At 39.6% G+C, this 14,540-nt stretch carries 20 protein-coding genes; 7 read left to right on the forward strand and 13 right to left on the reverse strand.

The window, feature by feature from the left end:
* Nucleotides 1-46: 46 nt before the first annotated feature.
* The 12 genes from FMM05_RS06110 to FMM05_RS06170 form a co-directional block, all read right to left on the reverse strand.
* Nucleotides 47-466: an META domain-containing protein gene (locus FMM05_RS06110; RefSeq protein ID WP_143372458.1), complete on the reverse strand. Its 420-nt coding sequence runs from the start codon at nt 464-466 to the stop codon at nt 47-49.
* A gap of 77 nt (nt 467-543) precedes the next feature.
* On the reverse strand, nt 544-2,571 hold the full coding sequence (locus tag FMM05_RS06115; protein ID WP_143372459.1) for a hypothetical protein: 2,028 nt from the start codon (nt 2,569-2,571) through the stop codon (nt 544-546).
* A 32-nt stretch (nt 2,572-2,603) separates the two neighbouring features.
* Nucleotides 2,604-3,350: a 3-oxoacyl-[acyl-carrier-protein] reductase gene (gene fabG, locus FMM05_RS06120; protein ID WP_143372460.1), complete on the reverse strand. Its 747-nt coding sequence runs from the start codon at nt 3,348-3,350 to the stop codon at nt 2,604-2,606.
* A gap of 62 nt (nt 3,351-3,412) precedes the next feature.
* The gene (locus FMM05_RS06130; protein WP_143372462.1) at nt 3,413-4,399 is read right to left on the reverse strand and encodes a TerC/Alx family metal homeostasis membrane protein; all 987 of its coding nucleotides are present in this window, start codon (nt 4,397-4,399) and stop codon (nt 3,413-3,415) included.
* A gap of 54 nt (nt 4,400-4,453) precedes the next feature.
* Nucleotides 4,454-5,116, reverse strand: coding sequence for a TerD family protein (locus FMM05_RS06135; RefSeq protein ID WP_143372463.1), 663 nt, complete (start codon nt 5,114-5,116; stop codon nt 4,454-4,456).
* Nucleotides 5,117-5,139: 23 nt separating this feature from the next.
* Nucleotides 5,140-5,694, reverse strand: a complete 555-nt coding sequence (locus FMM05_RS06140; RefSeq protein ID WP_143372464.1) for a TerD family protein — start codon at nt 5,692-5,694, stop codon at nt 5,140-5,142.
* 4 nt (nt 5,695-5,698) lie between these two features.
* Nucleotides 5,699-6,673, reverse strand: a complete 975-nt coding sequence (locus tag FMM05_RS06145) for a hypothetical protein (RefSeq protein WP_143372465.1) — start codon at nt 6,671-6,673, stop codon at nt 5,699-5,701.
* A gap of 20 nt (nt 6,674-6,693) precedes the next feature.
* Nucleotides 6,694-7,794, reverse strand: coding sequence for a toxic anion resistance protein (locus FMM05_RS06150; protein WP_143372466.1), 1,101 nt, complete (start codon nt 7,792-7,794; stop codon nt 6,694-6,696).
* Between the two features lie 10 nt (nt 7,795-7,804).
* A complete protein-coding gene (locus FMM05_RS06155; RefSeq protein ID WP_143372467.1) occupies nt 7,805-8,413 on the reverse strand; it encodes a TerD family protein in 609 nt (202 codons plus the stop codon).
* Between the two features lie 4 nt (nt 8,414-8,417).
* Nucleotides 8,418-8,972, reverse strand: coding sequence for a TerD family protein (locus FMM05_RS06160; protein WP_143372468.1), 555 nt, complete (start codon nt 8,970-8,972; stop codon nt 8,418-8,420).
* Nucleotides 8,932-9,801: a phosphoribosyltransferase family protein gene (locus tag FMM05_RS06165; RefSeq protein WP_143372469.1), complete on the reverse strand. Its 870-nt coding sequence runs from the start codon at nt 9,799-9,801 to the stop codon at nt 8,932-8,934. Before FMM05_RS06165 ends, FMM05_RS06160 begins: the two co-directional genes overlap by 41 nt.
* Nucleotides 9,776-10,483: an HAD family hydrolase gene (locus tag FMM05_RS06170; protein WP_143372470.1), complete on the reverse strand. Its 708-nt coding sequence runs from the start codon at nt 10,481-10,483 to the stop codon at nt 9,776-9,778. The genes FMM05_RS06165 and FMM05_RS06170 overlap by 26 nt, the downstream gene beginning before the upstream one ends.
* Before the next feature lie 131 nt (nt 10,484-10,614).
* Between FMM05_RS06170 and FMM05_RS06175 the strand changes: the two genes are divergently transcribed.
* The 7 genes from FMM05_RS06175 to FMM05_RS06200 all read left to right on the forward strand — a co-directional run bounded on the left by FMM05_RS06175 (nt 10,615) and on the right by FMM05_RS06200 (nt 13,775).
* On the forward strand, nt 10,615-10,980 hold the full coding sequence (locus FMM05_RS06175; RefSeq protein WP_143372471.1) for a VOC family protein: 366 nt from the start codon (nt 10,615-10,617) through the stop codon (nt 10,978-10,980).
* 1 nt (nt 10,981) lies between these two features.
* On the forward strand, nt 10,982-11,524 hold the full coding sequence (locus tag FMM05_RS06180) for a GNAT family N-acetyltransferase (protein WP_185965517.1): 543 nt from the start codon (nt 10,982-10,984) through the stop codon (nt 11,522-11,524).
* Nucleotides 11,525-11,738: 214 nt separating this feature from the next.
* Complete coding sequence (locus FMM05_RS20940) at nt 11,739-11,879, forward strand: hypothetical protein (protein WP_185965518.1); 141 nt, start codon at nt 11,739-11,741, stop codon at nt 11,877-11,879.
* Nucleotides 11,880-12,249: 370 nt separating this feature from the next.
* On the forward strand, nt 12,250-12,474 hold the full coding sequence (locus tag FMM05_RS06185) for a hypothetical protein (protein WP_143372473.1): 225 nt from the start codon (nt 12,250-12,252) through the stop codon (nt 12,472-12,474).
* 44 nt (nt 12,475-12,518) lie between these two features.
* Nucleotides 12,519-12,794 (forward strand): hypothetical protein, encoded by a 276-nt coding sequence (locus FMM05_RS06190; protein ID WP_143372474.1) that lies wholly within the window; start codon nt 12,519-12,521, stop codon nt 12,792-12,794.
* Between the two features lie 102 nt (nt 12,795-12,896).
* Entirely contained in the window at nt 12,897-13,355 is a 459-nt protein-coding gene (locus FMM05_RS06195; RefSeq protein ID WP_143372475.1) for a DUF6146 family protein, read from the forward strand.
* 93 nt (nt 13,356-13,448) lie between these two features.
* Complete coding sequence (locus FMM05_RS06200; protein WP_143372476.1) at nt 13,449-13,775, forward strand: DUF6787 family protein; 327 nt, start codon at nt 13,449-13,451, stop codon at nt 13,773-13,775.
* 61 nt (nt 13,776-13,836) lie between these two features.
* On the opposite strand, the gene msrA is transcribed toward FMM05_RS06200, so the two are convergent.
* Nucleotides 13,837-14,388 carry a peptide-methionine (S)-S-oxide reductase MsrA gene (msrA, locus tag FMM05_RS06205; protein ID WP_143372660.1) on the reverse strand — a complete coding sequence of 184 codons (552 nt, stop codon included), beginning with the start codon at nt 14,386-14,388 and terminating at the stop codon, nt 13,837-13,839.
* Between the last annotated feature and the right edge of the window lie 152 nt (nt 14,389-14,540).

Below are 14,540 nucleotides of genomic sequence, written 5' to 3' on the forward strand. Positions count from 1 at the left end.
GAGCCTCCGCAAAGAGGCTCTTCTATTTTATATAGTTGAGGACTGATTACTTCTTAGTAAAGACCAGCACTTCCTCCGTACCGTTCATTAGCATCAATTTTCCATCAGCAACTTTAGTAGTGTTTGCTTTTTGCAGCGCCGCCATATATTTATTTTCGCCACCACCGGGGCAAAACATTTTAGTAGACATCAGTGGCCCCAATGTAAGTGCACCTTTGTCTGTAAGGGTGTATGTACCGCTATACCCGTTACAACCGCCTTTACCGTTAACTTTATTATCGGTTGTAAAATTTATAGTGGGCAGGCCGTTGTTAAATTCATCGGCTATGGGAGCACTGCCATTAATTGTAGAAAGTTCCCACTCTGTACCTGTTACAGGCGCGCTATCAACCGATTTTGTAGAATTACAGCTGCTTGTAAGCATTACCATAAAAAATGCACTACAGCCTATTATTAATTGTTTCATAATCTTTTAGTTTTTGGTTATTCACCAAAGTTAAAGATTATCTTACAGAAACATATATTTTTTAGAATAGTTTAATATTACAGCAGGCCGTTGTATTTGCGTATAAACCACTCGGCGCTTAGCGTAACGGCTAAAATAACCAGCAGCCAAATCCACTCTATAAGCGGAGATTTTTTAGTTATCTCTTTTTGTACTGCCTTATAGTTCTCATTTTCAGATAAGAATTTAATAAGCTTATCAGCAGTATCCGGATAGTAAACCGCGCCATTGGTATTGGCAGCCGTTTGCTGTAAACGTGCAAGGTCGGGGTTTACAAATTGTTTTTCAATTTCAAAGTCAAGTACCTCAAACGAACCTGCATAGCTGCTGCCCGACGTGCTTTCTTTAACCGTAAAGCTATATTGCCCGGCAGCAAGGCCGTCAAGGTTAACTTTATATTCGGCATTGCCCTTTAAAAAGTCAAAGCTCTTAGTAGTATTATCTTTCTTATTTTTAAGCTGTATGGTTAGCCTGGCATTTTCATCAAACTCATAGTTTTTATTAAAGTACTGTGCCGTGATGGGTATCACTTCACCCGAATTATAAAAACTCTCATGGTTTACCACGAGCGATTTGCGTTTAGAGTTGGATGCTAAAAACTGTATGGTCTTGTCTATAAAAACATCAAACTGCTCGAATGATTTAGAGTTAAGGTGGCTCTCTACCCTCCACTTCCAGATGTTCTCGCCAAAAAGGTATGCGCTGCGCGCCGGGCCGGTTTCAGAGAACACCATAAGCGGGTTGCCGGTTTGCACATTACGTATGCGCGACTGCAACAGCGTGTTTACCCCTCCTTTTACGGTAATGGTACCAAAAGGGTGCGTAAGTGGCGGAAACTGGCTAAAACCAATGTCCTGCAAAGCAAAAAGGTTAAATTGCGCATTAAAATCGGCAAGGTAATCTTCGCTTTGCGATGTCATTTTAAAATCGATACCGTTTTGGTACTGGTTAAGCAGGTTGAAGTCGGTGTTAAGGCCGGTAATTATAAAGGTATTTAACCCTGCATTTTTATTTTGCCCCATCAGCATTTTAAACGATGCATCGGGCTGGTACAAAATAAGCACATTGTAATCCTGTAGCGATTTAACTTCAGATGGTTTTAGTATTGTAACCTTGCGCTGCTGGTTGGTTTCTATAGCGCGTTTTAAAGCACCAAGATCGGGGTGCGTTATGGCAGATATTATTGCCACCTCGCTGCGCTGGTCGATTACTTCAACCGCAAAATTCTTAACGTTGTTGTATTTGTTTTTTTCAGGTTCCGATGATGATAGCACTGCCTTATAGGTTTGTACCCCTACTTTAGCAGCATCTAACAATACCGAAACCGACTGTGCTTTTTTATCTTTAGAAAAGGCCACATTTTGCTTAAACAAAACCGAGTTGCCCTGCATAATGCTAAAAACTGCGTTAACGCTTTTGTTGCCGCTGTATTGTAAAAATACCTCTACCGGGAATTTGTTTTTAAGGAACGCATATTTGTTTACATTAACCTGGTTTACCTTTAGGTCTAAGACTGACGTAGTATCGCCCAGCACAATGGGGTAAACCGAAGTGTTTTCCTGAAAGCTGTATACATAGTCGTTACCTATGGTTTGGTTACCATCGGTTAAAATAACCACGGGGTAATTGGTGTTCCTGTAAAGCTGCTTCAGGTTTTGTGCCGCTTGGTCTATATGCGTTTGCCTTCCTTTAAAATCGGGTGTTTTGCCTGCTTCAAAGCCATCTGCAAATGTGTAGGTTTGCACATCGTACTTATCTTTTAATGCCGAACTGCCCGCTATTTTAGCAGCCACAATTTTAGCAAGGCTGTCCTGCCCCAATTCTATTATAGATAATGAGTTATCTATTAATATAGGTAGCGGAGTTTTAACCGTTTCAAGGTCTTTGCGCGTTATAATTGGGTTTATAAGCAGCACAAAGATGGAAAACCAGGTTACAAAACGCAAAAAGGCCAAAAAGAAGAACATCCTGCCCTTCTTTTTGGCTTTAAAAAGATATTGGTAAAACGACAATGCCAATGCTGCAATTGCAGATAATAGTAATAATAAAACCGTAGATGCAGTCATTAGCTAATTGTTATTCCAGAAAAAAATTAATATTATGTATGCATACCGCCGTCTACACTCAGGGTCTGGCCTGTAATGTAAGCCGACATATCTGATGCTAAGAAAACGCACGCATTGGCAACATCCTCCGGAGATCCGCCCCTTTTCAAAGGAATGTTTTCCCTCCAGCCTTTAACTACCTCTTCAGACAGTTTTTCGGTCATTTCAGTTTCAATAAAGCCCGGTGCGATGGCGTTGCAACGGATGTTGCGGGAACCCAGCTCAAGCGCGATAGACTTGGTAAAACCTATCATACCTGCTTTAGATGCTGCATAGTTACTCTGGCCAGCATTACCGCTAAGACCTACAACAGAACTCATGTTTATAATTGAGCCTTTACGTTGCTTCAGCATTGTTTTCTGCACCGCTTTAGTCATGTTAAAAACCGACTTAAGGTTAACTTCTATTACTTTATCAAAATCTTCTTCAGAGATGCGCAAAAGCAGGTTATCTTTAGTAATACCTGCATTGTTTATCAAAATATCTATAGCGCCAAAAGTGGCCAGTACGTCTTCTGCAAGTTTTTGTGCCTCATTAAAATCGGCAGCGTTGCTTTGGTAACCTTTAGCAGTAATACCATAAGCAGCAAGTTCTTCCTCTAAGGCTTTGGCAGCCTCTGCCGATGCGCTGTAGGTAAACGCAACATTAGCTCCATGCTGGGCAAATACCAAGGCTATACCACGGCCTATACCACGGCTTGCGCCTGTAATTATTGCCGTTTTTCCTTCTAATAATTTCATAGGTTTGTTTGTTTTATAATAAGAAAGCCACAAATATAATAAATGTGGCTTTATTTATTTGCTTAGGCTTCTTCCTTTTCAGGAAATACTACCGATGCCAGCACCGATAACAAAAGTACACTACCAACCACTATTAATGATGTGATAGACTCGATATGGTATATTGGTGATATTACCATTTTTACCCCAATGAAAGACAGGATGATAGCCAAACCGTATTTTAATTTGCTGAATAAATGGATAAAGTTTGCCAGTAAAAAATACAGTGCCCTTAAACCTAATATCGCAAAAATATTAGAGGTATACAGGATAAAAGGATCATCTGGTGCGATGGCAAAAATTGCAGGGATGGAATCTACCGCGAATAAAAGGTCGGTAAATTCTATTACACCAACTACTACAAGCAATGGTGTAGCCAGCTTTTTGCCATTTTCTATCGTAAAGAATTTATCTTTATCGTAGCCTTTACTTACGTTAAAGAATTTGTGCACTACCCTTGCACCCGGGCTCTTGTTAAAGTCTTTATTTTCATCATCATCGTCCTCGGCAAAAGCCGATTTAATACCCGCGTAGATAAGAAAGATACCAAACAGGGTAAGGATAACATTTACTTTAAGCATGTGGCCCCAGGCTTCAAATTCGGGAAGGTAGGTAAGCTTAATAAGCCCCACCCCACTGAAAATGAATACCGCCCTAAGCACCAACGCCCCTATAATACCCCAAAACAGCACTTTATGGTGGTTTTCTTTAGGTACGTTAAAAAACCCAAACACGAGTATAAACACAAAAAGGTTATCTACAGAGAGGGCTTTTTCTATCCAGTAGGCACTCTGAAACTGGGAGAATTTTTCTACCCCGGCATAGTAATAAACCACACCACTAAAGGCCATAGAAAGGCTTATCCATACAAGCGACCAGGTTACGGCCTCTTTGTTGGTTACCACATGGCTACCTTTGTTAAAAACGCCAAGGTCTAACAGCAGCATTATTACCACAACTACGGCAAAAATGCCTATTAAGCCAGGATGACTAATTAAGTTATTATCCACTTTATTTTTTTATTGATTATTAATTTGCGTTGTTTATTGATATGCAATTAATTTTTAAAGATACGATTTTACAATGCGCTGCACCGTTTGCCCCAAAAAAGTATCTTCGGTTGGGTCGCCAATAGCGCTAAATTTCCATTCGCCATCCCTTTTATATAGCTTGCCCATAATTATAGAGCGTTTGCCAGAATATTGCCCTTCGGCAGAAACGTTATACGATGCAAACTCCGATACTACTTTTGTAGGCGTACCCTCATACATTCTTATTTTAGAATACGGTATTTGAGAAAAATCTTCTTTACCGGCATTGTTTAAAAAGAAGAAAATCTGGGTAACGTTTGGGTTTACCCTGTTTAGGTCTACCGTAATAATTTCGTTATCAAGGCCGTCATCGCCACCGGTATCGCCGGCAAGGTCGTCGCCGGTGTGTTTCATGGCACCGTCAGATGTTAGCAGCTTACCTTTTTGCAGGCCAAATTGCTTCAGTACTTCTTCGCGGTACAGCGGCGAATACAAATGATCTGTAACCTGGTTTTGCCCGTTCACTAATATACAGCTCAGGTCAAGGTCTATGCTTTTTACTTTCTTGCTAAGGCCTAAAAAGCCGCCTTTGGTTTCTATAGCGCCCCAGTTAACACCTACACAAAAATTGGTAAGGCTTTCGCCCGATGATTTTTTAAGGTCTATTTTCTGACCCTTAGTTAAATTAATTGCCATGGTTTGATTGTAGTTGTTAGTAATTAATTATACTTATTTAAAAAGTCCTGAAGCCCGCCTTTCATGCCAGATCCTACCGCTTCAAACTTCCACTCGTTATTTCTTTTGTACAGCCTGCCAAACTCTACAGCAGTTTCTATAGAAAAATCTTCGTCAAGCTCATATTTTACAAGTTCAGAATTGTTTACACCATCTACAATACGGATGAACGAATTGCGTATCTGCCCAAAGTTCTGCCTTCTTTCTGCTGCCTGGTGTATGGTAACTACAAACGTAATTTCGGCTACATCGCTGCTAATTTTAGACAGGTCGATAACAATTTTTTCATCATCGCCATCACCTTCGCCGGTAAGGCTGTCTCCGCTGTGGGTTACTGCGCCATCGGGCGTGGTAAGGTTGTTGTAAAATATAAAGTGGCTGTCGCTAACCAGTTTGCCGTTAGCGCCAAGCACAAATACCGATGCATCAAGGTCAAAACCCTCGCCAGTGTTGCTGCTGTTAGTATCCCAGCCTAAGCCTACGGTAAATTTTGGCGCGGCAATACTTTGCCTTTGGCCTTTTTCTAAATTTATTGCCATTGTTTTATTTTGTGATGTTTATGTTTAACATTGCCCTTAAAATATTGGTTTGCTCATCTACATTTTGCAGTTCCTCTAAAAAATCTACCCCGGATATCTTTTCCAGGTAGGCAGCCAGCACATTCTCTACATCATTGGGCATAGATGTTTTAATGGTACTCAGCTTTTCTTTTAGCTGCTCATTCTTTAATTTCATATCGGTAACAATACTCCCTTTGTTCGACAGGTTTTTAGAAAGGTCGGCAGTTTTAGCAACCTCATCATCTAAAAAATAAAACGCCTTAGTGTTGTTTACAAACACAAAACGGTCGTTACTGTCTACAAATTCGTACACCTCAGCATATTGGTTGTTGCAGCTTAAACCGCAGGCAAACTTAACCCTGAAATTAAGTATATTAAGCCTGCCCATAAGCTTGCGCTCAATTACGGCGTTGTTGCTTTCGTAGGTTTTTCGGCTTGCGCCGGAAGTTAACCTCTCAAACTGCTCCGTCCCTGTTTCACGGTAAAATTCCTGCCCCATGCGGGTAGAAAATGCCAAAACATCGCCCCATGCTATAAGATCCTGTTTGTTATCTGCTAAAAGGCTGTACAACTCTTTTAGTTTAACCGACACCTCCTGCGCATGCCTGCGTGCCTCCTGGATAAAGTTGCGGCCTTCGGTTTCCTTTTCCAGTTTTTTAATGAGGTCGTCGTTTATGTAGATCTCATCTGAAATCAAAAGATACTGCTGCTCCTTGGCTTTTTTTAGCTTTTGGAAGAGGTCTATAAGGCTCGTAGTGTATTGTACATGAAAGAGCTCCAGCTTGTTAATGTCGAGGTTTTTGTTGGATGCAAATAAATTATGGATAACATTAGTGCGGACTAATACCGCAAAAAGGTCTTTATGGTTAAAAAAGTTAGATAACATTTTTACCATCAATACATTTTTCTCGCTGTCCCTTATTACCCGGGCATATGTTTCGTCCTGCTCTTCTAACATTTACTATGTAACTCCCTTCCCTAACTAATTACGCCTTTTTTAAGTTCGGCTTCAAGGTTTTGTAAGCCGGCATCAAGCTCGCGCCTGCTCTGAGCACCCTGCTCATGTATTTGTTTAACCTCGGTAAGCGTATCAATAAGCGACCTCGTAGTGGTTTTTAGCGTATCTAAAGATACCACAGTTTTCTCGTTCTCCTTTGCTACCTCTATACTGTTTGTTTTCAGCATTTCAGCATTTTTCAACAGGATGGTATTGGTGGTTTCGCTTACTTTTTTCTGAACTTCAATGTGCTGTTTTTGCCTTTGCAGGGCTACTGCAAGGGTTAGCTGGTTTTTCCAAACTGGCATTGTTGTAGTCAATATGGTTTGTGCTTTCTCTGCAATAGAAGTGTTGTTGTTTTGCACTACCCTTATTTGCGCTAAAGATTGCAGCAATATAAAGCGAACCACCTTCATATCAGCCAGCCTTTTATCAAGGCGTGTAACAAAGTTACGCTTATCTGATATTTGGTAATCCTGGTAGTTAGCGGGGTTACCCTCCATAACAGCAAGTTCTTCGCTAAGTTCTTTAAACTTAAGCTGCCCTGCTATAATGTAACGCTCCAGGTCTTTAATAAGGCCCACATTGCTATCAAACATTGTTTGTAGCGCCGTGTTATCTTTAACCGAGTTGATCATACCTGCCTTTACCTTATTGCTTATCCTGTCTACATTGGCAGTGATCTTATCATACTTTTGGAAAAGTTGTTTAACATCAATAACCAATTTATTTAGTAACGGTATACCCGACAGGAACCTTTGAAAAGCGTTTTTATTAAGCTCATCTACATCTATGTAGTTAAGCTCGCCCAAAAGCTCGTTGATAAGGTTACCCACATCGCCGCCCTGCTGTGTTCTTACATTACTAAGAAACGTATCACTTTGCTTGGCAATGTTGTTTTGTATCTCGGCACCGTAGTTTAATATAGAGTTTACATCCGTTTCAGTCAGCTGGTTAGAAAGCGACTGGTACTGTACCGCATCGGCATCCGATATATTGGCCAGGTTTACATTGCCCTCTTTATCTATTGGGGCAGTTGTAATGTTAGCCGGAGCAGGAACAGGATTAATATTGTTTTCCATAATGTATTATTTATAGGAAGTTTTGCTGAATTGTTTTGATGGTCTCCTCCAGTTTCCTGTCAGATGTTGGGTTACCGATGGCGTTAAATTTCCATTCGCCGTTCTTTTTGTAAAATACGCCAAGCACCATAGATACTGCGCCTTCAAAAGCTTTTTCGTTGGCAATATCGTATTTTGCAAATACCTCGCTCACGCGGGTTGGTGTACCTTCGTAAATCCTGATGGAAGCAAACGGAATATCTTTAAAATCCTGCCCGCGGAAGCTGTTTATAAAAAACGCCACGTAATTGGTTTTAGGGTTAAGCTTAGAAAAATCTACCGTTATAACCTCGTTATCCAGTCCGTCATCACCGTTTAAGTCGCCCGTAAGGTCGTCTCCGCTGTGGCGGATAGCCTGGTCGTTACTTTTTAACTGGCGAAAGCTTACTGTATCTATATTAACTTTATCTTCATCATAAATAGCGCAGCTGGCATCAAGGTCTACCGGCTCTTTTTTAGTGCCAAAAAATCCTTTTTTCTCTATTGCGCCCCAGTTAACACCTACGCAAATATTTAATAATTTAGCTCCGCTGCTTTTTTCCAGGCTTATGCGTTGCCCTTTTTGTAAATTAATTGCCATAATGTTAGTTGTATTTGTTTAAGTATTCCTGTAAACCACCGCGCTGGCCTGCGCCAACGGCTTCAAATTTCCACTCGTTGTTTCTTTTGTATATCCTGCCAAACTCTACAGCGGTTTCTATGCTAAAGTCCTCTTCAAGCTCGTACTTTACAAGTTCGGTATTGTTTGCGGCATCTATAATGCGCACAAAAGAGTTGCGCACCTGGCCAAAGTTTTGTTTGCGGGCATCGGCATCGTGTATGGTTACCACAATACAAAGCTCTGTAACCCTTGGGTCTATTTTGCTAAGGTCTACGTGTATTTGCTCATCATCGCCATCGCCATCGCCGGTAAGGTTATCGCCGGTGTGCTCTACAGCTTCATCGGGCGATTTTGTGTTATTATAGAATACAAAAAATTCATCGGCAAGGAGCTTTTTGTTCTCTCCCATAATAAATACCGATGCATCAAGGTCGAACGCAGTTCCTGTTGAAGATGCATTTACATCCCAACCAAGGCCAATGGTAAATTTTGGCGCATTAAGCGTTTCGCGCTGACCCTTCTGTAAATTGATAGCCATAATTATTTGTTTTTTTGTTGGTTAAACTTTTATTTATAAACTCCAGGTTATCTCTGTAGTCGTTTATTGTATGATAATTGTTGCTCACAGCCAGCCTAAAAAGCTCCTGTTGCCTATTAGTCGTTACTTGTGCCAAAAGTGTTACAATGTCTTCCCTGTCTAATTTTAAAATATATTTTACCGTGCGGGTATTAAACACAAAAGAAGCCCCGTTAATTATGTGGCTAAGGCTCTCTACATCCTTAACATAAAAGTAGTTATAATAATTTTCTATATTAGGGTGAATGTCTTTATTAACAAGCTCGGCAAAGTAAACAAATACAAATTCGCCCTGCACCCCATGCTGATCCAGTATTTTTTTTACTATATGCTCGTGGCTGCCGGTTATTTTAATATCATCCATAAACAGGCACAGCTTGTTGCTAATGTAATTACTGTCTATATAATAGGTATCGTTAGCTATAAGCTTTACCCTATCGGTAAAATCAAGGTTGCCATAATCCGTAGTATAGGTTTGGTTACGGTATATTTTGCTTTCGGCCAGTGCTTTTTTGTTGTGGGTGTATAAAAACTCGTTCATCCTGGCCTTAAAATGAAAGCTTAGGTAGTTGGATGCCGTAGGTATTGCAAGGTACGGGCTTGGCAGTATCACGATCTCATCGTGAGCCAAAATCAGGTCGGCATGTTTTTGTATAAATCCTTCAAAAAGCTCATCGGCAAATTTTTCAGCAAGGGCATCATCGCCAAATTTAAACTTGCTATATTCTGCCTCACTAAACGGGCAATTATTTTTATCGGTAATTTTATGCAGGCTGTAAGTTAGGTTCATTTACGGGAGCGTTAATAATTAAGTGGGCATCAAAACCAAAAGCGAGGGCGCCGTCATAATCGCTTATGCGGTTATCGCCAACATGCAATACCTCGTTTTTTGCAATGGTGCCAATGGCGGCTATGTTGTTGTAAGTGTGTTGGTAAATACCTGCAGAAGGCTTAGAAAACCCTGCCTCATCTGAATATATCTGAAAGTTAAAAACATCATCCAGGCCGTAATGTGCAAGCACCTTGCGCAAAGAGCTGCCTTTTATAAAAGCGGTGTTGCTAAGTATGTTCATGGTTTTGCCTTCTGCTTTTAGCTGCTGTAAGGCCTGCGGAATATCATTATCCAGCAAAACCGGCTTGTACTGCAATAGCAGGTTGTGTGTCTGGGCGTAAAAATCTTCCAGCTTTGGCCTGTCTATGGTTTCTATATCTACGGCAAGGGCATCTAATATAAGGTAGTAAATTTCGAAGGTATCAAAATTGCGGCCTACCTTTTCGTTAATGCTGTTGGTAAGAATGTCAAATTTCCTGATAATCGCAGCAACCTCTTCAATAGGTTTATTTATAGCAAAGTAGTTTTTGAATAAAAGGTTTCTGTGGGTTTTAAATTCCGGGTGCGATTTAATGAGGGTTAGCCATAAATCGAATGAAATATGCTTGTATTTATATAATTTCGGTATCCATTGCATCATGCTCTTATATCATTTGAATATATAAATGAGGGTAAATATAAAATTTTATCTTTTTTAATGCAATACAAATCACCATTATCCATTATCAAAATTATTAATTTAACTTTACAGAACCTTTAAATTTAAACACTATGAGCACAACAATACTGGGACTAAGAACTGTAGGTTATAAAGTTAGCGATATCGATAAAGCAAAAGCATGGTACACCGCTGCCTTTAAGACACAACCTTATTTTGATGAGCCTTTTTATGTAGGCTTTAATATTGCGGGATACGAACTGGGGCTGCAGCCCGATGAGGCCGTTACCGGAGACAATGTGGTTACCTATTGGGGTGTTGAAGACATTCAGGCAGAATACGATCATTTTTTAAGCTTGGGCGCTACAGAACATGAAGCACCTCAAAACGTGGGCGGCGAAATTATAGTGGCATCGGTAAAAGATGAATGGGGTAACGTTATTGGCCTTATATACAATCCTCAATTTAAACTACCTTAAAATGCTAAGCCCGGCGCTATATTTTACTAAAGATGGCAAGGAAGTTATTATCCGCCCTGCCGTGCCCCATGATGCGCTTAAACTTTTAGAACTTAAAAAGAGCTATATTAAAAATACCCGCACTATTCCGCTATATGAGTATGAATACAAAAACACCATACAGCAGGAAAAGGAGCTTATAGAAAAATACATTGCCGAAAGTAATAGCCTGCTCTTAGTTGCAGAACATGGCAACAACCTTATTGGCAACCTGGATTTGACAGGCAGCCTGCGCAAAAAAATGCACCACACCGCTATGCTTGGTATGGGCGTAGCCTATAATTGGCAAAACCGTAAAGTGGGTGGTTTCCTCATTAAAAGTGCCCTGCAATGGGCGGTTACTAAAAGTTTGCTGCGCATCATTTGGCTGGAAGTATACAGTACCAATGCGGCCGGCATTCGCCTGTACGAAAAATGTGGTTTTGAAACCTGCGGCTTTATTAAAGACTTTTTTAATGAAGATATTCCTGCCGATAAAATCACGATGGTTAAGTACCTAGAATAGTACTTACATAAACCTTATTCTTCAATTTTATTACAGCTTTAAAATTTTCGTTACACGAAACTTCTCTCTTGTTGCAAATCTCAGTTTTAAATATTAAAATTTTATTAAAAAAAAGAACTGGTAAGCTTATTATTGGTAATTTCAAACCGTAATACTAAGAAAATTACAATTTTGAAGCATAAAAACAGTATTTAAACCAGAAAACATTCACGATATGAAACTGCTTAAATTTTTCCTTGCAGCAATTGCCGGATTTGGGCTTATTAAATTCTTTGGCTATTTTAACGAAGATGAGCTTAATGATGAGAAGGAACATGATTTGTACGACGAGGAAGAATATCCTTTATTTGTATAACTTGCTTACATAGCACACACATAAGTTTAGCACCTGCAACAGGGTGCTAAGCGCGTTTACACCTGTTGCGATCTTTCTGTTTTTCATCCTCTTCCTACTTCTTTTTTATAAGTAATTATTTCTCTATAATTATCTATGACAAATTGTTTATTGCTTGTTGTCAACTGCTTATTCTCTTAAATAAATACCCTGTAAATTAACGTTTTAATCAAAAAAAGTTAAAACCCTCACAACGGTTTAAATTTTAAGACATCGTTAATAGTTACCCTTATTAACAATGGCTAATTTAGTATGAGAATTAAAAACATATGTTTTATTCTTATATAATAAACTCTTTAATGAGCCGGTTATAAACCTAAAAACAATTATTATGAGAGAGTCTGATAACAAATTCGATCACACGTCTGAAGAGCATGGATCGAACGAGAAAAAAAGCCCTATACCTCAAGACCATACCGGTATTAACTATAATGAAAAAGCTCACATGAGCGGCAACATTCAAAAAAATACCATTGCCCACGAAAGGTCTCAGCTTAATGCTAACCAGGAACAAAGGCCTGATAGCAGGAATCCTGAGAGGAACAGGGACAAATAAGCTTTAATAAACTAAATTGATAAAATCCATTAAAATTAAACATTATGAGTAACAAAAAGTTGATCTTAGGGATTGCAGCCGGAGTTGCAGCCCTTGCAGTTGTAGGAATTGTTCTTAAAAGAAAAGGTTACCTTGACGGAGTAATTGAAAAAGCTGAAGAGTTTGGTGGCGAAATTGCCGACAAATACAGCAACATTAAAGATAGCGCCCGCAAAAAATTTGACGAGGTAGTACAAAAAGGTAGTGAAATTGCCGATAAATATAAAACTGAAGGCGCTACAGCGGCTAAAGATGCTGCTACAAGCACCCCTACAGTATAATAAAGACGTTTTCCCCAAAAACAAAAATGCAATTTTTTTAAAAGGTACCTGTTTAATTATAGGTGCCTTTTATTTTATCTTTATAAACCAAACTTTACTATTATGAAATCGTATATGCTAACCATTGCCGCAATAATAGGGCTTGCAAGCGTTGTGGGCTGTAAAACCAATGAAAATGCCAATACTACTATTACCGCTATTCCGCAAAATGAAGTTACTACTGTGCCAACCGCCAGCGATACGGTGCGTATAGCCAACGACTCGTTAGAATATGAGGTTATTATAATAGATGGCGGATTTACATCATGGTTGGCATCGCGCGCCCAGGCAAGGGGGTATTATGGTGAGCCTTACCTTCGTACAAAAAACACCATATGGACAACTGAATGGAATGCACGTGTACTTAATTCGCAACGCTATGGCGATCTTTACCAAATGCGTATAGACTACGACCCAAAAATTGAATACGGGTATGAAGTAAACTACCTTATTTACAACTATCTTGTATATTTTCAGCAGACCAATAACCAAAGGCTGGGTGGTATTGTACCCCAAAATTAGCATTCGTTATTTTTTTATTTGAGCCAATCTTAAAGTAGCAAAAGTATTGTACCACAATACCAAAACAGCTATATTTGTGGCTTTGGCTCGTAAATGGAAAAATTAAAGCAACGCTGGGGAATAACACATAACTACCAACTGGTGGTTATCTTTATAGTTTTTGCCGTTACGGGGTCTACCTCTGCGTATATATCTAAACCAGTCTTAGCGTATATGGGCCTTAGCAAAAACGATATTTCGCTTTGGCTGTATTACCCTCTTTACATTATCCTTATTTTTCCTTTTTACCAAGTGCTGCTTGTATTTTTCGGGTTTATATCGGGTCAGTTTAAATTTTTCTGGGCTTTTGAAAAACGCATGCTCAGGACACTTGGGCTTGGTTTTTTATTAAGAGACGAACCTTCTCAGGGAGACAAATAACCATTACTTAAAAAAGAAAAGCCCCGCAAATGCGAGGCCTTACATCTTCAAAATTTTATAATTATTCAGCTTTAAGCTTGTTCTTGTAATTCTTTTTAAGCTTATCCAGCTTAGGGGTAATTACCATCTGGCAATACGGTTGGCTGGAGTTTTGGGCATAATAATCCTGGTGGTAATCTTCGGCAGGATAAAATTTGCTGGCCGCAGATATTTTAGTCACCACTTTTTTGCCTTGGTAAATATTCTGGTCGGTAAGCAGTTTAATAAAATTCTCTGCCGATGCTTTTTGGGCCTCAGTAGTATAAAATATTTCGCTTCGGTATTGTGTGCCTACATCGGCGCCCTGCCTGTTTAGGGTTGTAGGGTCGTGTGTGGCAAAAAATATTTCAAGCAGGTCTTCATAAGCTATCTGCTCAGGATCATATGTAATTTGTATGGCCTCGGCATGGCCGGTATAGCCGCTGCACACTTCTTTGTAAGTAGGGTTTTCGGTCTTACCGCCTATGTAACCCGATGTTACTTTTTCAACCCCTTTAAGATCGGTAAAAAAGGCTTCGGTACACCAAAAGCAGCCTCCTGCAAAAATGGCAGTTTCAGTCGCGTTGTTATCCATTTGTTGTTTATTATCTGTTAATTGAACATTGGTATTTGTATCGCCATCTGCCGTAGCAGATGGTTTATCTTTAGACTGGCATGACACTGATGCCAGCGCCAGTACTATTGCTGCAATTTTTTTCATAAATATATACCCTAATTTAATTGATA

This window comes from Flavobacterium zepuense (assembly GCF_007097145.1).
GTDB lineage: Bacteria > Bacteroidota > Bacteroidia > Flavobacteriales > Flavobacteriaceae > Flavobacterium > Flavobacterium zepuense.